Source organism: Vibrio sp. V30_P3S12P165, from assembly GCF_009904905.1.
Taxonomy (GTDB): Bacteria; Pseudomonadota; Gammaproteobacteria; order Enterobacterales; family Vibrionaceae; genus Vibrio; species Vibrio fujianensis.
In genome coordinates this window covers 1-19590 of the sequence record NZ_WXWH01000058.1, presented here as the reverse complement: position 1 = coordinate 19590, position 19590 = coordinate 1, and the positions used below count along the sequence as shown (strand labels likewise).

The 19590-nt window shown below is 44.1% G+C and carries 19 protein-coding genes and 1 tRNA gene; 10 read left to right on the top strand and 10 right to left on the bottom strand.

What is annotated here, in order from left to right:
* Positions 1-27: 27 nt before the first annotated feature.
* From fadD to CAG57_RS11550, 7 genes are all read right to left on the bottom strand, one after another.
* On the bottom strand, positions 28-1725 hold the full coding sequence (fadD, locus tag CAG57_RS11580; RefSeq protein ID WP_161430883.1) for a long-chain-fatty-acid--CoA ligase FadD: 1698 nt from the start codon (positions 1723-1725) through the stop codon (positions 28-30).
* 110 nt (positions 1726-1835) lie between these two features.
* Entirely contained in the window at positions 1836-2693 is an 858-nt protein-coding gene (locus tag CAG57_RS11575; RefSeq protein WP_161427516.1) for an alpha/beta hydrolase, read from the bottom strand.
* Positions 2693-3247, bottom strand: coding sequence for a Slp family lipoprotein (locus CAG57_RS11570; RefSeq protein ID WP_161427515.1), 555 nt, complete (start codon positions 3245-3247; stop codon positions 2693-2695). Before CAG57_RS11570 ends, CAG57_RS11575 begins: the two co-directional genes overlap by 1 nt.
* Before the next feature lie 16 nt (positions 3248-3263).
* Entirely contained in the window at positions 3264-3560 is a 297-nt protein-coding gene (locus CAG57_RS11565) for a chromosome partitioning protein ParA (protein ID WP_099611428.1), read from the bottom strand.
* 63 nt (positions 3561-3623) lie between these two features.
* Positions 3624-4331 carry a tRNA (adenosine(37)-N6)-threonylcarbamoyltransferase complex dimerization subunit type 1 TsaB gene (gene tsaB / locus CAG57_RS11560; RefSeq protein WP_161427514.1) on the bottom strand — a complete coding sequence of 236 codons (708 nt, stop codon included), beginning with the start codon at positions 4329-4331 and terminating at the stop codon, positions 3624-3626.
* An 8-nt stretch (positions 4332-4339) separates the two neighbouring features.
* A complete protein-coding gene (locus tag CAG57_RS11555) occupies positions 4340-6268 on the bottom strand; it encodes an ATP-dependent DNA helicase (RefSeq protein WP_161427513.1) in 1929 nt (642 codons plus the stop codon).
* 103 nt (positions 6269-6371) lie between these two features.
* Positions 6372-6575, bottom strand: coding sequence for a hypothetical protein (locus CAG57_RS11550; RefSeq protein ID WP_099611431.1), 204 nt, complete (start codon positions 6573-6575; stop codon positions 6372-6374).
* Positions 6576-6757: 182 nt separating this feature from the next.
* Here CAG57_RS11550 and purU point away from each other — a divergent pair, with 182 nt between their 5' ends.
* A complete protein-coding gene (gene purU / locus CAG57_RS11545; protein WP_099611432.1) occupies positions 6758-7591 on the top strand; it encodes a formyltetrahydrofolate deformylase in 834 nt (277 codons plus the stop codon).
* Between the two features lie 104 nt (positions 7592-7695).
* Here the strand turns inward: purU and CAG57_RS11540 are convergent, their stop codons facing one another.
* Complete coding sequence (locus tag CAG57_RS11540) at positions 7696-9699, bottom strand: NADPH-dependent 2,4-dienoyl-CoA reductase (protein WP_161427517.1); 2004 nt, start codon at positions 9697-9699, stop codon at positions 7696-7698.
* Between the two features lie 182 nt (positions 9700-9881).
* On the opposite strand from CAG57_RS11540, the gene sppA reads away from it, so the two are divergent.
* Positions 9882-11732 carry a signal peptide peptidase SppA gene (gene sppA, locus CAG57_RS11535; protein ID WP_161427512.1) on the top strand — a complete coding sequence of 617 codons (1851 nt, stop codon included), beginning with the start codon at positions 9882-9884 and terminating at the stop codon, positions 11730-11732.
* A gap of 128 nt (positions 11733-11860) precedes the next feature.
* Entirely contained in the window at positions 11861-12874 is a 1014-nt protein-coding gene (gene ansA / locus CAG57_RS11530; protein ID WP_161427511.1) for an asparaginase, read from the top strand.
* Between the two features lie 146 nt (positions 12875-13020).
* Here ansA and CAG57_RS11525 read toward each other — a convergent pair whose 3' ends face one another.
* Entirely contained in the window at positions 13021-13305 is a 285-nt protein-coding gene (locus tag CAG57_RS11525) for a YeaC family protein (protein WP_099611434.1), read from the bottom strand.
* Positions 13306-13407: 102 nt separating this feature from the next.
* Here CAG57_RS11525 and CAG57_RS11520 point away from each other — a divergent pair, with 102 nt between their 5' ends.
* A complete protein-coding gene (locus CAG57_RS11520) occupies positions 13408-14217 on the top strand; it encodes a DUF2989 domain-containing protein (RefSeq protein ID WP_161427510.1) in 810 nt (269 codons plus the stop codon).
* 61 nt (positions 14218-14278) lie between these two features.
* Here the strand turns inward: CAG57_RS11520 and msrB are convergent, their stop codons facing one another.
* Positions 14279-14683 carry a peptide-methionine (R)-S-oxide reductase MsrB gene (gene msrB, locus CAG57_RS11515; RefSeq protein WP_161427509.1) on the bottom strand — a complete coding sequence of 135 codons (405 nt, stop codon included), beginning with the start codon at positions 14681-14683 and terminating at the stop codon, positions 14279-14281.
* Positions 14684-15008: 325 nt separating this feature from the next.
* Here msrB and gap point away from each other — a divergent pair, with 325 nt between their 5' ends.
* The 6 genes from gap (at position 15009) to CAG57_RS11485 (ending at position 19356) form a co-directional block, all read left to right on the top strand.
* Complete coding sequence (gene gap, locus CAG57_RS11510) at positions 15009-16004, top strand: type I glyceraldehyde-3-phosphate dehydrogenase (protein WP_099611437.1); 996 nt, start codon at positions 15009-15011, stop codon at positions 16002-16004.
* Positions 16005-16117: 113 nt separating this feature from the next.
* Positions 16118-17002: a D-hexose-6-phosphate mutarotase gene (locus CAG57_RS11505; protein WP_099611438.1), complete on the top strand. Its 885-nt coding sequence runs from the start codon at positions 16118-16120 to the stop codon at positions 17000-17002.
* A gap of 102 nt (positions 17003-17104) precedes the next feature.
* Positions 17105-17935: a 23S rRNA (guanine(745)-N(1))-methyltransferase gene (rlmA, locus tag CAG57_RS11500; RefSeq protein ID WP_161428024.1), complete on the top strand. Its 831-nt coding sequence runs from the start codon at positions 17105-17107 to the stop codon at positions 17933-17935.
* A gap of 200 nt (positions 17936-18135) precedes the next feature.
* Positions 18136-18501 (top strand): hypothetical protein, encoded by a 366-nt coding sequence (locus tag CAG57_RS11495; protein WP_099611440.1) that lies wholly within the window; start codon positions 18136-18138, stop codon positions 18499-18501.
* A gap of 102 nt (positions 18502-18603) precedes the next feature.
* On the top strand, positions 18604-19125 hold the full coding sequence (locus CAG57_RS11490; RefSeq protein ID WP_099611441.1) for a DUF2058 domain-containing protein: 522 nt from the start codon (positions 18604-18606) through the stop codon (positions 19123-19125).
* A gap of 140 nt (positions 19126-19265) precedes the next feature.
* Positions 19266-19356: transfer RNA gene (locus tag CAG57_RS11485), tRNA-Ser, on the top strand.
* Positions 19357-19590: the final 234 nt, after the last annotated feature.

The following is a 19590-nucleotide window of genomic DNA, read 5'->3' as shown; positions in this document are numbered from 1 at the left end:
ATAAATGGTGATCACTGAGCAACAGAACTAAGCACTTTTTGCCTTTTCTGCTTGTTGTGCATCATTTTCTTCACGCAATACGCGGCGTAAAATTTTACCGACATTGGTTTTTGGTAGTTCTTCACGGAACTCAATCAATTTAGGTACTTTATACCCCGTTAGGTGCTTACGGCAATGAGCAATCACCTCTTCTTTGGTCAAACTTGGATCGCGTTTGACGATATAGATTTTCACTACTTCGCCTGAAACCTCATGAGGTTGACCAATCGCTGCCACTTCAAGCACTTTACCGTGTAACGCAACCACATCTTCAATTTCATTTGGATAAACGTTGAAACCGGAGACAAGAATCATGTCTTTTTTACGATCAACAATATAGACCATGCCTTGTTCATCGAATTTGACAATATCACCAGTGGATAACCATCCCTCTTCATCAATCACTTCTTTGGTGGCTTCTGGGCGTTGCCAGTATCCCTGCATCACTTGAGGGCCACGAACTTGTAGCTCACCCGTTTGATCATATCCCAACACCTGCCCTTCATCGTCGACAATTCGGACTTCAGTCGACGGTACAGGCAAACCAATCGCCCCCGAATAATCGGAAAGATCATAAGGGTTGCCTGTCACTAAAGGAGAGCATTCGGTCAAACCATAGCCTTCTAATAAATGGATTCCGGTGATCTTTTTCCATTTTTCAGCGACCGCACGTTGTACAGCCATACCACCACCGACCGACAGTTTGAGATGGCTAAAGTCGAGTTCATGAAAGTCTTCATTATTCACTAGGGCATTGAATAACGTGTTCACCCCGGTGAGTGCAGTGAATGAGTATTTTTGTAGCTCTTTTACAAATCCGGGGATATCTCGTGGATTGGTGATCAATAAATTGCTCCCGCCCATTTCAATGAACAGCAACAGGTTAACGGTTAACGCAAACACGTGATAGAGCGGTAACGCCGTTACCACAAGCTCTCGTCCTTCACGCAATACTGGCCCGTAAGCACCTTTAGCTTGTAATACGTTAGCAATCATATTGCGGTGCGTTAAAATAGCTCCTTTCGCAACGCCTGTCGTCCCCCCCGTGTATTGTAAGAAGGCGATATCTTCTCCTGACATGAAGGGTTTGACATACTGTAAACGTCGCCCTTTACGCAGTGCTTTACGCATAGAAATGGCACCCGGTAGATCATATTTAGGAACCATGCCTTTCACGTACTTAACCACAAAATCGACTAAAGTACCTTTTGCTCGCGGCAGCATTTGCCCAAGGCTCGTTAAGACCACGTGCTTAACTTGGGTATTGTCGACAATTTGTTCTAACGTATTGGCGAAATTAGACACAATAACAATTGTACCAACATCAGCATCATTGAGTTGGTGTTCTAATTCACGAGGGGTATACAGTGGATTGACGTTCACGGCAATCATACCCGCACGCAGAATCCCAAAGAGTGCCACAGGATATTGCAATAAATTGGGCATCATCAGAGCGACTCGATCGCCTTTTTTTAACTTAAGCTCATTTTGTAAATAGGCAGCAAACGCTCGACTGCGTTCTTCCAACTTACGAAATGTCATTACTGAGCCCATATTCATAAAAGCAGGCTGATCCGCATACTTGTGTACTGACTGCTCAAACATCTCAATCAATGATAAATATTGATCAGGATTGATGGTTTCCGGTACATCGGCGGGATAACGTGAAAGCCAAGGTTTATCCACGGTAATACTCCTCGTAATTGGCTGGCATAATTATCATTATCTTTGTTATAGAAATGATCTCTATTACAGCACAGCCAGAGCGCTTGAGCACGAAACACTCAAACACTTGTTTAAATTTTGTTAACTAAGCCAAATATTAGTTCTGCGACCTGTAAAGGTTGCTGAAGATGACAGTGATGGCCGCCAGAAATGATCTGTTTTTCCATTTTTGCATGCCAATAGTTTGCGACGTCTTGCTCAAGAGAGGCAAAACCATGCTCCCCTAATATCACCAGATGAGGGCAAACAATCTGCTCCATCACTTGCTGTGCGTGAGGTAATGACTGACGATAAAGCGATTCAGTGGTTAACTTTTTATCGTACCGCCATTGCCACTTGCCTTCTACTTGCCAAATCCCTCTTCTGACGATGGGTTCTAACAAGTGCATCGGCAATTGATTGACACGCGCTCGATGTTGCAGTGCTGCTGGCAAGCTAGAATAATAACGTTCAGATTTACGACGCAAACGATGGCGACTGATGACACCTTTTCGCCAACGCACAAGGCTATTTTCCGGTGATTCTATCAAAGGTGCGAGGCCTTCAATTTGAACGAGTCCTGCAACTTGCTCAGGAAAGACGGCACTATAGCAACTTGCGATTAAAGCACCAAGTGAATGACCGACTAATATTAGTCTGTTTGGTGAAATTGTAAGCAGCAGTTGATAAATATCGTCAATATAGTCGTGAAAAGGATAATAACTGGCGCTGGATTTGTGGCTAGAAAGGCCATGGCCGGGTAAATCAATCGCACAGAGAGCCCAATTGGGTGCTAAAGGATGTAACGCCTCTATCACGGTTTGGAAACTGGCTGCGTTATCTAACCAGCCATGTAAAAAAACTAAAGTTACCTCGGCTTGTTTTGGACAGCCAATGGTTAACCCCGCCAGTTGTCCATAATCAAGCGCATATGTGTGAGATTGTAGCATCACTTCACTTCTTGAATCACACGTCCACGGCGTGGGTAATCATCAATAGAACGACAATGAAAATGACCACAAGGGAAAAGATAAGGGCCAATATCATCGATAATAATCCGCTCTTCGACTCGCCATAAATAGTAGCCCTTCACTTTCATGACCGGGAAATGGTAATCATATTCTCCCACGTTTCCCTGCTCTGATGCCGCAGTGGTACCAATCATGGAGATCAAACGCCCAGGGCCATAGGTGACGGGATCAAGAAACCCATCCACATATCCGACAAAACGCCCTTGAGGTTCATGCGCTAAATTCGGACGACCTGATTGATCAAGAGGTAGATTCACAATCTCAATTCTGGTGCTATCAGTCAGGTTGGTGATTTGGGCAATCACGCCGCCTAAACGAACCTCTTCATGTGCGTTAGCTGGCCTTTTAGACCACTCGGTGTAATCAGAAATTACCGATTGTTGTTCGCTCATCAATTGAGGAGGAAGAGAAGCACAAGCAGTCAACATCACTAGCAGCGAAAACAAACCGAGACGAAATGGATGGTGCATCATGGGATTTCCCCTTTGGTTAGATATACATATCGACACCGAGCATTTGGGCAAGTTCCTCTTGTTTTGCTTGATTCATTACCCCTAAGTACTCTTCTATGGCTTTACGAGCCTGACCTTCCGGCAAATCGTAGTGCAACCTTGCGCGATCAATATCAGCGAGATCGACTTGGCGAATCGAGTGAGAAACCGCATCGGCCACTTTACTGGTTTGGCTAACTCTTGATTGCCCTTTCGCCCCGTCATTTTTCTTCGCTTTGGAAGTTTGCTGGGTATTCGAGATTCGGGCGGGGGGCAAGCCGTTAATTGCAACCATACTGCTCCTCACTCACTAAGTTTACTATTCGCTTAAATCGTACCCACGATTACCGTGGTTCGATCACGCACGCCCCGGTAATTTTTTCCAAGCAACCGTATCACGTAAATAAATCGGGCTGGTTTCTTCAACAGCAAGCGTCCGACCTTGTTGCCACTCTTGATACGCTAATACCACCATATCTTGTGCTTGTGGGTAAAGCACTCCGCTTTCTTGCTGGACAAAGGGTAAGCTCGAGAGTGTGTCTTGATAGGCCGCCCAACCTGTCCCAGCGGTTGACCACACTTGAGATTCACTTTCCTTCCCCAAGCTCGCTAGCAATGATTGCGGTGCAACGACCGATTCGGTATCAACCGTTAACCAAATGCCATTTTGTTGACGTTCAAAACGCGCCCAATACACTTCGCCCATTCGGGCATCGATCGCACACGCAACTCGAGTTACCCCCTGCTCACGATAAGCGCCTTGCGCTAAAGCGGCTAAAGTCGAGACTCCTATCATGGGTAAATCGGCACCAAACCCTAAACCTTGTGCAATTCCAATGCCAATACGAACCCCAGTAAAGCTACCTGGGCCTCGACCAAACGCTAAGGCATCCAGCTCTTGTAAGGTTAATCCCGCTTCTTTTAACACCTCATCAACCATGGGTAAGATTTTTTTGGTATGGTCACGAGGTGCAACTTCACTACGCGAGTAAATGTGCTCACCAACCATCAAAGCAACAGAACAAGCTTCTGTTGCGGTATCTAAAGCTAGAATTTTTGCGCTCATGTGTTTCTCTAATTGATTGCGGTTTCTGATTGAGACTGCAGAAAGTCTTTAACCACCTCTAAATCTCGAGTTCGAGGAATTGGTGGTAAACTAGCAAGAAAGACACCACCGTAGTCACGAGTAACTAAACGGTTATCACAAATGATCAATGCGCCTTTATCTTTCTGATCTCGAATGAGTCGTCCTACACCTTGCTTCAAGGTAATTACCGCCTCTGGCAATTGAACTTGAACAAATGGGTCCCCACCTCGTAAGCGACAATCTTCAATACGGGCTTTTAGCAGTGGATCATCAGGTGCAGTAAACGGAAGTTTGTCGATAATAACACAGCTTAGCGTATCGCCTCTAACATCAATTCCTTCCCAAAATGCGCCGGTTGCCACTAACAATGCGTTACCTAGTTCCATAAATTCCGCTAGGGTTTTCTGTTTACTGGTTTCCCCTTGTAATAATACTGGCAAGGTTAAACAAGCTCTAAATCGCTCGCCTAATTCCCGCATCATACTGTGAGAGGTGCAAAGGAAAAAACAGCGCCCTTGGTTTTGTTCAATCACTGGGGCTAACATTCGCACCAATTGATCCGCCACTCCTGGACTGTTGGGTTCCGGTAAATAACGCGGGACACATAAACGAGCTTGCTGCTGGTAATCAAAGGGGCTGGGTAAAGAGAACTGCTCACGGGGTTCTAGCCCTAACCGATGAGTAAAATGGCTGAAATCATCTTGCACCGCTAAGGTTGCAGAGGTGAAAATCCACGCACCCTCTTTGAGAGTGATTTGTTCTTGAAATTTATCGGCCACGGATAGAGGCGTAATGTGTAGGCTAAAATGACGCGGGGTTGTATCAAACCAATAAGAATATCCTGTTACGGACACATCGCAAACTCGCTCAATTCGACCTTTAATGGAATTTGCACGCTCAAATGCCGCATCAAGTAACTGGCTTCGTCCTAAAGCAAGTTTAAGAACATCAATGGCAAAATCTAAACTTTCTTGCAATCGCTCAATTTGCCGAGCGATCGCAACCGATGCCATCGCATCACGCCAGTTTCCTCGAAATCCGCAATCCCCCAGCAAAATACGTAAGTCCATTGCGCTTTGCAGTAATTTATCGCCAATTTTCTGCAATTGGCGCATGTCTTTAGCTTCGGTGCGATAACTAATTTCAATATCTTTTGCCAACTCCTGAATTTGTCGGCTCGATACTGACTGACCAAAATACTGGCTGGCAATGTCAGGGAGCTGATGTGCTTCATCAAAAATAAATACGTCAGCTTCGGGGATCAATTCACCAAATCCGGTTTCTTTAATAGCAAGATCAGCAAAAAAAAGATGATGGTTAACCACAACAACCTCTGCATCCATTGCTTTACGGCGCGCTTTAGAAACAAAACAATCTTGATAGCTTGGGCACTCTTTTCCTAAGCAGTTGTCGTTGGTGGAGGTAATGGTTGGAATGATAAGGCTGTCTTCCGGTAGCGCATCGCATTCACCAAGATCACCGGTTTTCGTTTCAGATGACCAGCTACGCACCTTGACCAGTTGAGTCAATAAGGTCGGATCGCTTCCGTTATTATGACTTTCAATCATCTGGCGGCTAAGTCGATCAAGGCAAAGGTAATTGGCTCGTCCTTTGAGTAACGCCACTTGGCCATGAAAGCCTAATGCATTAATCATCAACGGTAAATCACGATGAAAAAGTTGCTCTTGTAAGTTTTTTGACCCGGTACTGATGATGATTTTTTTGCCACTCAGTAGGGCTGGCACTAAATAAGCGAAGGTTTTGCCTGTTCCTGTTCCAGCTTCAACCACTAATTGCGATTGTTGCTCAATGGCATTAGCGACCGCTTTTGCCATATCGACTTGTGCTTGACGCCCTTGAAAGCCAGGAATGGCCTTGCCCAAAGCTCCATGTTGAGAAAAAGTTTTCGCGATCATCCTAAAAACAAGTGCCGTATTGAATGATGCGATTATGGCAGGTTTCCCTACCTAGCGCGAATTCAAATCGCATTCGCACTAGGTGAGAACTTTATTTGCGATTTTATTTGCGATTGAGGTAACGGGATAACCAAGCGGGTGCATCATAACCATCACTCGCAGAAGGCATCATCGCCTTCGCTGCATCAACTGGAGAGGCTTTGCTTTCCCACATCGCATCCAGTAATGCTTCATCAATTGGATTATCCCCCATAAGAGCATGCACTCGCTCGACATACAATTTACGTGCAAGTAATTCTTTATCCATAAACACCACCTAGCGTGCGCTCTGTTTAGAGTCGAAAGAAAAAGCCGTTATCTTCTAGCCATGATTGTTGTTGAATCTCACTTGATAATAGATTAATTATAGACCTTACTGTGTGGGCTGCATCACCGTTCTGGCTGCCCTCGATTTATTTTTATACTAAAAAGTATTCATGGAAGTTATTAATGGAAAGAAAAACCCTTCTGACGCATTGTATTGATGCCCCAGGCCTGATCTCAAAAATCACCAATATTTGTTACAAACACCAGCTTAATATTATTCATAACAATGAGTTTGTAGATAACACCAGCGGTCATTTTTTTATGCGAACGGAGCTTGAAGGGTATTTCAACGACACCACGCTGCTTGCAGACTTGGACAACGCGCTACCGAGTGGTACAAAGCGAAAATTGATCGACTCAGCACGGAAACGTATCGTTATTCTGGTGACCAAGGAAGCACACTGTTTAGGCGATATTCTCATGAAAACCTATGATGGTAGCCTAGATGTTGAAATTGCAGCGGTAGTTGGTAACTACGATAAACTACAAAATTTAACCGAGAAATTTGATATTCCTTACCATCATGTTTCACATGATGGGCTGAATCGTCAAGAGCATGAACAGAAAATGCTGGAAGCGATAACGCCTTATCAACCCGACTTTCTAGTACTCGCAAAATACATGCGAGTTTTGACGCCAGGGTTTGTGGAAAAATTCCACCACAAAATCATCAATATTCACCACAGCTTCTTACCTGCCTTTATTGGTGCGAAACCTTATCAACAGGCTTATGAGCGTGGCGTGAAGATCATTGGTGCGACTGCACACTTTGTCACCAATGACTTAGACGAAGGCCCAATTATCAAGCAGGATGTGATTCCGGTTGATCACACCTTCAGTGCACAAGATATGGCACAAGCGGGCCGAGATGTTGAAAAAAATGTTTTAAGTAAAGCGCTCAATAAAGTCATTAACGATCATGTTTTTGTTTATGGTAATAAAACCGTTATTTTATAGCGTCTCATCAAGCATCATTGAAAAAAGTGAGGGCTGACGCCTCGTTCAGCCCTTGTTTAAACTATCGTTATCAATCAAGAAAACCTCAAGATGCTGAGATCATTTTATAGTGTTAGCGCAAGCTCTACCCCTTGACGAATGGCTCGCACGGCATCAAGCTCGCCAGCATGATCTGCACCACCGATCACATGCAGCTTATCCCCGAGCTGCGACCACTGCTCTTCAAACGGTCGAACGGATTCTTGCCCTGCACAGAGAATAATATGGTCAACTGCGAGATGCTGGTGCTCTCCTTCCACAGTCACATTCAAACCGGTTTCATCGACGTTTTCATAACTGACACCACCTAACAGATGTACACCACGTTTTTCTAATGTACGTTTATGAATCCACCCCGTCGTTTTACCAGGCCCACGGCCTACTCGGCCTTTACGACGTTGTAGTAACCAGACTTGCTGTTCGCTCAATACCTCAGGGTAGGGATATAGCCCTCCAGCATGCGCCATTTCTTTATCTATTCCCCATTCATGTAACCAATCGTCTAAGCTATTTCCTTCTGGTTCGGTTAACATGGTTGCAACATCTATTCCGATACCTCCAGCACCAATAATTGCAACGTTTTGCCCAACCGGGGGTTTTTCACGAATCAGCGTTTGATAATCAATCACTTTTTCATGATTAGTGATACCATTGAGTTGAACTTTTCTGGGTTCAACACCGGAGGCCATCACCACCTCATCGTAGTTGGCTAGCATATCGAAGCTAACTTGGCAGGCTAGGTGTAACTGTACTCCCGTTTGATCAATTCGATTGGCAAAATAGCGGATGGTTTCTCTAAATTCTTCTTTCCCTGGGATTTGCATCGCCAAACGAAACTGACCTCCAATTCGGTCATGCCGTTCAAATAGATCCACTTGATGACCACGTTCAGCCAATGTGGTCGCACAAGCAAGCCCTGCTGGCCCAGCTCCGATAACCGCTATTTTTTTCTTTATCTCAACCGGTTGCGATGTTAATTCCGTCTCGTAACAAGCACGTGGATTCACCATGCAAGAAGCACGTTTGGCTTGAAAAATATTATCCAAACAGGCTTGGTTACAACCAATACAGGTATTGATCAAGGCGGCTTTCCCTTGCTCAGCTTTGAGGACAAATTCCGCATCGGCCAAAAATGGTCGAGCCATCGAGACCATATCCGCTTGCCCACTAGCAAGAATTTTCTCCGCCTGCTCTGGCGTATTAATCCGGTTACAGGTTACAACGGGCACACTTAGATGTGATTTGATTTTTTCAGTCACCCAGCTAAACGCCGCTCGCGGTACTTGAGTCGCTATTGTTGGAATCCGAGCTTCATGCCATCCAATTCCAGTATTGATAATGGTCACTCCTGCTTGCTCCAACGCTTGGGCTAATTCAACCACCTCTTCAAAAGTACTGCCCTCCTCGACCAAATCAAGCATAGATAAACGGAAAATAATAATAAAGTTAGGCCCCACCGCCGCACGAATAGCTCGAACAATTGCCAAAGGAAAACGCATGCGATTTTGATAGCTGCCTCCCCAATCGTCGTAACGAACATTAGTTCGCTTACAAATAAATTGATTGATAAGATAGCCTTCCGACCCCATCACTTCGACACCGTCATACCCTGCAAGCTGAGCAAGTTCAGCACTATTGGCAAAGGCATCGATCGTTTTACGGATTTGTCTGACACTCATCTCACTGGGCGAGAATCTAGCAATAGGCGCTTTTATGGCCGAAGCACTTTGAGCAAAAGGATGCATGGCATAGCGACCAGCATGAAGTAATTGCAGCGCAATTTTTCCACCATGGCGGTGCACTGCATCGGTCACAACTTGGTGTGCTTTGGCATGTTTAGCTTTACTAAATTCAGCACTAAGCGGATGCAATCGACCACGAAGGTTAGGAGAAAAGCCCCCAGTTACAATCAAGCCGACCCCACCTTTGGCTCGCTCTTCATAAAAGGCAGCCAACTTATGTAAACCTTCTTTATGCTCTTCAAGCCCGGTATGCATTGACCCCATCAACACGCGATTACGCAGTTGGGTAAATCCTAAATCTAATGGCTGTAATAAGTGTGGGTACATAGGCGACATCACTTTTGTTGGTCTCATCATGGTCGGACCAGAATAATCTTGCCCTTCATAAAAATCAAACAAGTGTTTACATTTTTGTAACACTGATCAATCTTGTTGTTTGGATATGACAGATCACGTAGGATGTTACACACTATGATCAGGACCTCATTCACGGTTGCATTGGAGAGACAATGAGACAGTTATTCCGATTTATTGGGCTGATATTTAAAGGATTTTGGAAAGTTATTACTTTTATCCGTTTAGCCCTCACTAACCTTATTTTCCTATTAACCATCGCTATTGTTTACTTTTTGTATCTCAGTGCCGACGCTCCAACGCCTGTTGTGGAAAAAGCTTCAGCTCTTGTGCTTAACCTCTCCGGTCCCATTGTTGAACAAAGCTCTTATCTCAACCCGATGGAGTCTTTCAGTGACTCATTATTTGGTCGGGAAATGCCCCGAGAAAATGTCTTGTTTGATGTCGTTGATACACTTCGTTATGCAAAAGATGATGATAGTGTCACAGGGCTTGTGCTCGCGTTACGAGAGATGCCTGAAACTAATTTAACCAAGCTGCGCTATATCGCTAAAGCGATCAATGAATTTAAATCGTCGGGTAAACCGGTTTATGCGATCGGGGATTTTTATAATCAAAGCCAATATTATCTTGCCAGCTATGCCGATAAAGTTTATCTCGCCCCTGATGGCGGTGTGATGTTACGCGGCTATAGTAGCTATAATTTGTACTACAAAAGCCTACTAGAAAAACTCGACGTCAATACTCATGTGTTTCGTGTCGGTACTTATAAGTCTGCAGTTGAGCCCTTTATCCGAGATGATATGTCTGACCAAGCAAGAGAGTCGGCCAGTCAATGGTTAAGTCAATTGTGGGGCGCTTATATCAGTGATGTAGCTGCTAACCGTAAACTAGAGCCTCAACGTTTGAACCCGACCATGGAAGAGTTTTTGTCATTATTAAGCAATGCTTCCGGTAACTTAGCTGACTTATCCCTCTCACTCGGTTTAGTGGATCAATTAGCAACGAGACAACAGGTGCGTCACGAACTGGCTCAAGTTTTTGGCAGTAATGGTGAAGACAGTTATAACGCGATTGACTACTATCGCTACCGTAATACGATGAAACCGACCTTGATTCGTCATGCTGACGATATTGCGATTATTGTTGCCAGTGGAGCGATTATGGATGGCACTCAATCTCGCGGTAATGTCGGCGGCGATACCGTTGCAGGGTTATTGCGTCAAGCTCGTAATGATGCAAAAGTCAAAGCAGTCGTGTTACGAGTCGATAGCCCAGGAGGCAGCGCATTTGCATCTGAGGTAATTCGTAATGAAATAGACGCGCTGAAAGCGGCTGGAAAACCGGTTGTCGCCTCAATGTCAAGCCTTGCGGCATCCGGCGGATATTGGATATCAATGAGTGCCGATCAAATCGTCGCGCAGCCCACCACCTTAACCGGTTCTATCGGGATTTTTAGTGTGATCACGACTTTTGAAAAAGGACTAAATAAACTGGGCATTTATACCGATGGCGTCGGTACATCACCTTTTTCTGGCGTTGGTATTACCCGCGGATTAGACGAAAATGTGAAAGATGCGATCCAAATGGGGATCGAAAATGGCTACCAACGCTTCATTACGTTGGTCAGTAAACATCGTAACCTACCGCTTGCAGAGGTTGATAAGGTCGCACAAGGACATGTATGGACCGCGAAAGATGCCCAGCAGTATGGTCTGGTGGATACTTTAGGTGATTTTGATGATGCGGTAGCTATCGCCGCACAGTTAGCCCAACTCGAACGCTATAACCTTTACTGGGTTGAAGAACCCCTCAGCCCAGCCCAACGCTTTCTGCAAAGTCTCTTAAGCGAGGCACAGGTAAGGTTTGAGATCAATTTGGCGAGTGTGGTTCCTGCTGTTTTTCAGCCAGTAACACAGCAATTGATGCAAGATGCCTCTATTCTCAATCAACTCAATGATCCTAAAGGGTATTATGCACTGTGTTTAACGTGTCAAAGCCAGTAAAACGGCGAGATTAATGCTCGCTTACCCACATGATAGATTAAGAGGCACTTTCTAGGACTGTGCCTCTTTTTATTGCAGAAGTTTTCGCTATAATTTTGCGTCTGTTCCCTACAATAAGCGATACCCCTATGACTAGAAAGCATATTTATATTGCCTACACTGGCGGTACTATTGGTATGACCAAATCCGACCATGGTTATGTACCTGTCGCTGGATTTATGGAAAAACAATTGGCAGGTATGCCTGAATTCCATCGTCCAGAAATGCCGCTATTTACGATTCACGAATACGATCCATTGATTGATTCCTCTGATATGACACCAGAAGATTGGCAAATCATTGCTGATGACATTCGCGATAATTACGATAAATATGATGGTTTTGTCATCCTCCATGGTACGGATACCATGGCGTATACTGCATCAGCCCTATCGTTTATGTTTGAAAATTTAGGTAAGCCCGTGATTGTCACTGGCTCACAAATCCCACTGGCCGAAATTCGCTCTGATGGTCAAGCCAACTTACTTAATTCATTACACCTTGCAGCAAACTATCCCATCAATGAAGTCACTCTGTTTTTCAATAATCAATTAATGCGTGGAAACCGAAGTACCAAATCACATGCTGATGGTTTTAGTGCCTTTACTTCACCAAACTTACCCCCATTATTAGAAGCGGGTATCAATATCCAAATTAGTAACAATGTCAAAGTCGGCGAAACGCCTCAGGGGCCGTTTTTGGTACATAATATTACCCCGCAACCGATCGGTGTCATTACGATGTATCCCGGCATTTCACATGAAGTAATAAGAAACACCTTACTTCAACCTGTTAATGCTATGATCCTACTCACCTTTGGTGTCGGTAATGCACCACAAAATCCCGATTTATTAGCCCATTTACACGATGCCTCTCAACGCGGGGTGATTGTCGTCAACCTCACTCAATGTCTGGCTGGGAAAGTAAATATGGGAGGGTATGCAACAGGATGCGCTTTAGCTGAGTCAGGGGTAATTAGTGGTTACGACATGACCCCAGAGGCAGCTTTGGCTAAACTGCACTTTTTACTTAGCCAGAACCTCTCGTATCAAGAAGTGAAAGAAAAAATGCAACAAGTGTTGCGCGGAGAAATGAGCTTATAGATTAGTCCATCCTCAGTGTCAGACTAATTTCACTTTTATCATCAGACAAATATCACCCGACAAAGCAAAAAGCATTGTCGGGTTTTGAGTGATAACGCTTGGTTTTTTATCAAATTAAAAACGCTAACTTAGTGTGATGTGAGGGCTTACGCTTTATTCGGATTAACTCGAACAATGTCTTCTTGCTCAGTGCGAAAACGTTTTTTTAGTTCAGCTTTCGATTTTAAGACCATTTCTCCACCAATAGCTATACTCATATGGTCAGCATCATGATTATGCTTTGATTGGTACAGCATCACAGCTTGCATACAATAATCTCGCTGTGCTGCAGAAAGTGGTGTACCTTCAGGCCACTTGCCCGTTTCTACAGCGAAGAGTAAACGCTCATATGCTTCAGGGGTAATCGCATCAATCAACTGATGTGCATTCATGACCTTTTCCTTGATGACTAAGATTGCAGCCACCATAGCGAGCCCATCTAGTCAGTCAAGAGTTGCTAAATAAATCAGTGTATCGGATCACAAGCTACGACTATGAACTGGATAAAAACCTTATTACTACTACTGCCTATACTATTAGGCGGCTGTCTAGAAAACCGTAAAAATACCGATAAACTCTGCACAGATAATCCAGCATTACAGTGTGAGAGGTTAAACATCAATGACGGACAATGCCGAGTCGCTCGAACCGATCTGATTTGGCATCGCTATGAGGTACTCACTAATCCCACTGTCGAGAATAAAATCACTGAATATCAGCTAACCCGTGACTATCAAAAATGCTTAGAGCTCGCGGCTCAAATCCAGCTCATTGACCAAACGGAACTCAACCAACGCCGCTTTTCTGCACTGATCAATTCGAATGAAGACTTAAAACGCATCACTCAAGAACTACATCAAATACGAACGCCTAAAGCGCTCTATTTTTTATGGAGTCAAACCGGCGATAGACAAGCTCGTCGTGATTTCTTACAACTAGAAGGCAAGCCAGAACTCGAAACGGCCGACATGCAATACGCACTAGCGACCTTTTACACCACACGAGATCAAGAGAAAACAATACGTCTTCTTATTCGAGCCCTAGAACTCAGCCCCGCAAAACAGGTTAATCCTGAAATATTTCAATCACTTGCTAGCACCCATCAAGCATTAAATAAAAAAGAAGAGGCTTACCTCTGGGCCATGGTGGGTCAGCAGTTTGGGGTTCAAATTGCCTCTCAAGCAGAGCTTAGACTGATGTATCCATTTAGTGAAGACACCTTCACGCGATTGGACAATTTAGCCAACCAATTAACCAAAGCCATCCGGCGCGGTGAATTTACGGATCGGTTAATCTCCCATTGATCATCGCGCACTCTGCTATTGTAAGCTTTTAACAAGACATGCTTAAATTATCGGCTATTTTTTACTTTTTGTTGAAAGTTAACGACACAGAGTTAACACAAAAGCGCTCCCCGGTGGTTTGAGGACCATCGGGAAATACGTGACCTAAATGGCTATCACAGACCGCACAGCGAATTTCGGTTCGTACCATTCCGTGACTTTGATCCTCTAAATAGTAAATCGCATGCTCATCGAGTGGCGCATCGAAACTTGGCCACCCACAGCCAGAATCATACTTATTCTCCGAGCTAAACAAGGGCGTTGCACAACAGGTACAGTGATATAAACCGGTTTGTTTATTGTGCAATAACCGACCACTAAATGGCGCTTCGGTTCCTTGTTGACGGCAAACATGATAAGCCTCATCACTGAGAACTTCACGCCAGTAACTATCAGGTTTTACGAATTTTTCTTCTTGTTTTGTCATACCGCCCTCCTCCTTTTTCCTCTTGAAACATTTACTTTTTTTATAGAAAACTTGCTTATTCTACACCTTGTAGCACATACTTTCCTATCGAGAGAGCAACAGTCAGCGTAATCAGTGGCTGAGCTTTATTTTACGTCGATTGGTAGAGATAAAAATCAGCACCCGGGGTAAATATTAACCAGTTGCAACGGATTGTTAAAAAAAACGCTGCTTTTTTTTGACTTTAAACAAGTTAAGTCCGATTATCTGTTGCAGACATTTACTGGATTCTGTAATTTTACTACCAGTTATCTTTAATCAGAAATTAAGTTGTGGAGCAACTATAATGACTATCAAAGTAGGTATTAACGGTTTTGGCCGTATCGGCCGTTTCGTATTCCGTGCAGCACAAGAGCGTAACGACATCGAAGTTGTAGGTATCAACGATCTGATCGACGTTGAATACATGGCGTACATGCTAAAATACGACTCAACTCACGGCCGTTTCAACGGTACTGTTGAAGTGAAAGACGGTAACCTGATCGTTAACGGTAAAACTGTTCGCGTAACAGCAGAGCGCAACCCAGCAGATCTTAAATGGGGCGAAATCGGTGTTGACGTAGTTGCTGAAGCAACAGGTCTATTCCTAACTGACGAAACTGCTCGTAAACACATCGAAGCAGGCGCGAAAAAAGTAGTTTTGACTGGCCCTTCTAAAGACAAAACTCCAATGTTCGTTATGGGTGTAAACCACGAAACTTATGCAGGACAAGACATCGTTTCTAACGCATCTTGTACAACTAACTGCCTAGCACCTATCGCTAAAGTTCTAAACGATAACTTCGGTATCGAATCAGGTCTAATGACAACTGTTCACGCAACAACTGCAACTCAAAAAACAGTTGATGGCCCTTCAGCAAAAGACTGGCGCGGTGGTCGTGGTGCAGCTCAAAACATCATCCCATCTTCAACTGGTGCTGCTAAAGCGGTAGGCGTTGTTCTTCCTGAACTAAACGGTAAACTAACTGGTATGGCTTTCCGCGTACCAACGGCTAACGTTTCAGTTGTTGACCTAACTGTTAACCTAGAAAAACCAGCTTCTTATGAAGAAATCAAAGCAGCAATGAAAGCCGCTTCTGAAGGTGCTCTAGCTGGCGTACTGGGTTACACTGAAGATGCAGTTGTATCAACTGACTTCAACGGTGATACTCGCACATCAATCTTTGATGCTGCGGCTGGTATCGCACTTACTGACAAATTCGTTAAAGTGGTATCTTGGTACGATAACGAAATCGGTTACTCAAACAAAGTTCTAGACCTAATCTCTCATATCTCTAAATAATGTGACGATTAGCGAAGAAATTCGTTGAGAAGAAAGGCGGCCTTTGTGTCGCCTTTTTGCTTATCTGAAAGAGAGCCATTAGAACACAAAAATTACAACTTCAGGAGCTAGATATGGATTTAAAAAAACTCCCCACTTTAACGGTACTCTCCGACTGTGTGACCATTGTAGAAAAAGATAACGTCAAAATTGTTCGTGTTATCCACGATAAAGCGGTGGCTGGTATTGCTCTACACGGTGGTCATGTCCTTTCTTTTCAACCGACAGGTCAACCCGATTTGCTCTGGATGAGTGAGCATGCCCTCTTTGATGGTAAAGCTGCGCTACGAGGTGGTATTCCGATTTGTTGGCCGTGGTTTGGTCGAATCGCAGCACCTGCACACGGGTTTGCTCGTTCCACAGAATGGACATTAGTTGAACATCGAGAAAATGAGCAAGGGGTAATTATTTCTCTCGGTCTGGAAACCTCAGAGCAAACGCTGGCAATCTGGCCCCACCAGTTTCAAATTCGCTTATTGATCGAAGTGAGTGATACCTTACAAGTTACCCTTGATGTGCTCAATACCGATCAAGAAGCTTGGGCTTTCTCTGGTGCCTTACACAGCTATTTAAAGGTGGGCGATATTCGTCAAACGCAAACCACGGGCATGGGGCCTGAATACCTCGACAGTCTTAACCATGGACAAAAAACGGCAGGCCCAGATAACCTGATTCTCACAGAGACCATTGACCGGGTATATACACAGCCGGAAGCACAAATTCGGGTCGCAGACCCTGTATTTAACCGAACTTTAGTGGTTGAAAATCAAGGCCATAATTCAGCCGTCTTGTGGAACCCTTGGGCGCAAGGCGCACAAGCAATGGCTGATATGAATGACGAAGGCTACCAGACGATGCTATGTGTCGAATCAACATGGCATGCCAATCAATTAGAAGAGGGAAAAATACTACAACCTGGCGAGCATCATCAGCTTTCAACAAAATTATCCGTTCAATAAAATTATCGGTTCAATAATGTGGGGGACAGCATTCGCTGTCCTTTTTATTTCGTTCGCTTACCGTTAAACTTAGCCTCTCTTTTTGCTGATTATTGGATCCCTATGGCTTACCTCTGCCCCCTTTGCCATCACGCCCTACATTTACAAAAACAGAGCTACTGCTGTGATAACCGACATCAATTTGATGTTGCCAAAGAAGGTTATGTCAACTTAATGCCAGCGCATCATAAACGTTCTAAAGATCCTGGTGATAATAAGGAGATGATGCAAGCAAGACGTCGCTTCTTACAAGGCCATCATTACCACCCCATGCGGGAAGCGGTCAGCAACTTATGTATTGAAGCGTTAACCAATACCGCCTATCGAGTCCTGGATATTGGATGTGGTGAAGGTTATTACACCGACTATATTGCCGCCGCTATTCAAGCGCATGCCCCGAATGCGACAACTTATGGGATCGATATTTCCAAAATCGCCATTCGCTATGCGGCTAAATGCTACCCAACAGTCAATTTTGCTGTCGCTTCTAGCCACCGCCTTCCTTTTGCCAACCAATCACTGGATGCCATTTTACGCATATATGCCCCTTGTAAGGAGGAAGAGATTGACCGAGTGCTCATGGATAACGGAGTCGTCATCACGGTAACGCCTGCTGGCCGCCACCTCTACCAGTTGAAAGAAAAAATTTACCAACACGTTCAACTGCATGACGAAACGCCAGAACAGCTCACCGGGTTTAACCTAGAACACCAGCAACCACTGCATTACACCATGTCCTTATCAGGCTCTGAAGCTGTTGATCTGCTACAAATGACGCCTTTCGCTTGGCGCGCGACAGATGCCCTAAGAGAAGAACTAAAACAAACTCCGCAGTTTACCTGTGAAGCTGATTTTATGATCCGAGTATACAGAAAGCAGTCCTGTAAACGATAAAGACACGATTTAGGGCTCATGATGGTTCTTGTAAAAAATTAGGCACACTCCTTGCTTATTCATAAATAACTTCCATTGTTCTAAAAATAATCAAAAGTTTTTAGAATAATGGCCGATATTATTGCTATCTAAGGGCAAAGGAAGGCAACACCTTTCCATACTCCGGCAAAGGTCTGCTGTGCTGAATAAGGAGAACCAACATGAATCCTGTTAGTACTGGAACTACCGCTCACTATACGCCGAATAGTGTCGGTTCACCTTCACCACAAATATCGCCTGATACGACAGCAAAAGAGCCCTCGCCTTCCCAAACCGAGGCAACAAAAGTTACTTTATCCGAAGAAGGGAAAGCCTTACTGGCTGCCCTAAAGGCACTCGATGAGGAAAGTCAAACTGAACAACTAAAATCGAAAACCGTCGGTGACAAAGTGGAAGCCTTTACGCATGGAGCATTAGGTATGGATCATCCGAAACAGCCGAAGCAACCGACCGATACCCCTTACACCGCAGGGAAATATCTTTCCGCAGCGGCAAAAGTTGGTGGTATGTTACTGTTATTGGCATAAGCATTCCTAACCCTATAAAAGCGTTCTCATTCGCCCCCTCACCTCTTTCTTTGCTGACAACGAGTCGGTACACTTAGCATTATTTATTGAGTGGAACAGATCATGACACGACTATCTCTTCAAGAGCAAATGCTCAAAGCCGGCCTTGTTAACGAAAAAAAATTAAAAAAGGCTAAAAAAGGATCAAAGAAATCACGCCTTCAAGCTCGAGAGGTAAAAGCGGCGGTTGAAGCCAGCAAACAAGAGCAACTCGAACGTGATAAGGAGTTCAATAAACAGCAAAAAGAGCAGCTATTAACTAAAGAGATCCGTGCTCAAGTCAAGCAACTGATTGAGATGAATAAATTGCCGCATAATAATGGCGATATTCAGTATCACTTTACCGATGGCAACCTAGTTAAAAAGTTGTATGTCGATAAACAAACCCAAGACCAATTGAGTAAAGGACATCTTGCTATTGCGCGTTATGAAGAGGGTTATGCCATCATCCCAAATATCGTGGCACAAAAAATTTGGCAACGAGATGAACACAGCATCATTCCATTACCTGAAGAAGATAAACAACCCCATGATGAAGATGATCCATATGCTGATTTTGTCGTTCCAGATGATTTAATGTGGTAAAAGCTTCCTGAATCATCACCAGATTAACTCTTTGTTTTTAACATTAAATTAAATCATGCTTACCTTTGCTTGTATTTTGCGCAGTTGAAATATAAAAGGCTTTACAAGTACTAAGAAGCCTTATATTATTCGCGCCACACGGAGAGATGGCTGAGTGGTTGAAAGCACCGGTCTTGAAAACCGGCGATGGTTAATAGCTATCCTAGGGTTCAAATCCCTATCTCTCCGCCACTTTTAAAGATGAAACCGCTGTTCTTATAGCGGTTTTTTCGTTTCCTTCGCCTGTTCAAATTTGTTCCAGACAAATTTGTCACTCATTGGCCGCCTACCTGCAACTCCAAGTTGTTTGGGTATAGTCTCTAGCATGAATCACCAAAATCGATCAAAATCATAAAAAAATAATATGTGACGATACCCTATTCCACTAAGTTAGTATAAAATGAGCAACTTAACACAATGTAACAA

What these genes read in the sequence shown, in the direction of transcription:
- CAG57_RS11575 (WP_161427516.1), bottom strand. Translation starts at nt 2,693, where the DNA reads ATGCTACAATCTCACACATATGCGCTTGATTATGGACAACTGGCGGGG.
- CAG57_RS11570 (WP_161427515.1), bottom strand. Translation starts at nt 3,247, where the DNA reads ATGATGCACCATCCATTTCGTCTCGGTTTGTTTTCGCTGCTAGTGATG.
- CAG57_RS11565 (WP_099611428.1), bottom strand. Translation starts at nt 3,560, where the DNA reads ATGGTTGCAATTAACGGCTTGCCCCCCGCCCGAATCTCGAATACCCAG.
- tsaB (WP_161427514.1), bottom strand. Translation starts at nt 4,331, where the DNA reads ATGAGCGCAAAAATTCTAGCTTTAGATACCGCAACAGAAGCTTGTTCT.
- CAG57_RS11555 (WP_161427513.1), bottom strand. Translation starts at nt 6,268, where the DNA reads ATGATCGCGAAAACTTTTTCTCAACATGGAGCTTTGGGCAAGGCCATT.
- CAG57_RS11550 (WP_099611431.1), bottom strand. Translation starts at nt 6,575, where the DNA reads ATGGATAAAGAATTACTTGCACGTAAATTGTATGTCGAGCGAGTGCAT.
- purU (WP_099611432.1), top strand. Translation starts at nt 6,758, where the DNA reads ATGGAAAGAAAAACCCTTCTGACGCATTGTATTGATGCCCCAGGCCTG.
- CAG57_RS11540 (WP_161427517.1), bottom strand. Translation starts at nt 9,699, where the DNA reads ATGTACCCACACTTATTACAGCCATTAGATTTAGGATTTACCCAACTG.
- sppA (WP_161427512.1), top strand. Translation starts at nt 9,882, where the DNA reads ATGAGACAGTTATTCCGATTTATTGGGCTGATATTTAAAGGATTTTGG.
- ansA (WP_161427511.1), top strand. Translation starts at nt 11,861, where the DNA reads ATGACTAGAAAGCATATTTATATTGCCTACACTGGCGGTACTATTGGT.
- CAG57_RS11525 (WP_099611434.1), bottom strand. Translation starts at nt 13,305, where the DNA reads ATGAATGCACATCAGTTGATTGATGCGATTACCCCTGAAGCATATGAG.
- CAG57_RS11520 (WP_161427510.1), top strand. Translation starts at nt 13,408, where the DNA reads ATGAACTGGATAAAAACCTTATTACTACTACTGCCTATACTATTAGGC.
- msrB (WP_161427509.1), bottom strand. Translation starts at nt 14,683, where the DNA reads ATGACAAAACAAGAAGAAAAATTCGTAAAACCTGATAGTTACTGGCGT.
- gap (WP_099611437.1), top strand. Translation starts at nt 15,009, where the DNA reads ATGACTATCAAAGTAGGTATTAACGGTTTTGGCCGTATCGGCCGTTTC.
- CAG57_RS11505 (WP_099611438.1), top strand. Translation starts at nt 16,118, where the DNA reads ATGGATTTAAAAAAACTCCCCACTTTAACGGTACTCTCCGACTGTGTG.
- rlmA (WP_161428024.1), top strand. Translation starts at nt 17,105, where the DNA reads ATGGCTTACCTCTGCCCCCTTTGCCATCACGCCCTACATTTACAAAAA.
- CAG57_RS11495 (WP_099611440.1), top strand. Translation starts at nt 18,136, where the DNA reads ATGAATCCTGTTAGTACTGGAACTACCGCTCACTATACGCCGAATAGT.
- CAG57_RS11490 (WP_099611441.1), top strand. Translation starts at nt 18,604, where the DNA reads ATGACACGACTATCTCTTCAAGAGCAAATGCTCAAAGCCGGCCTTGTT.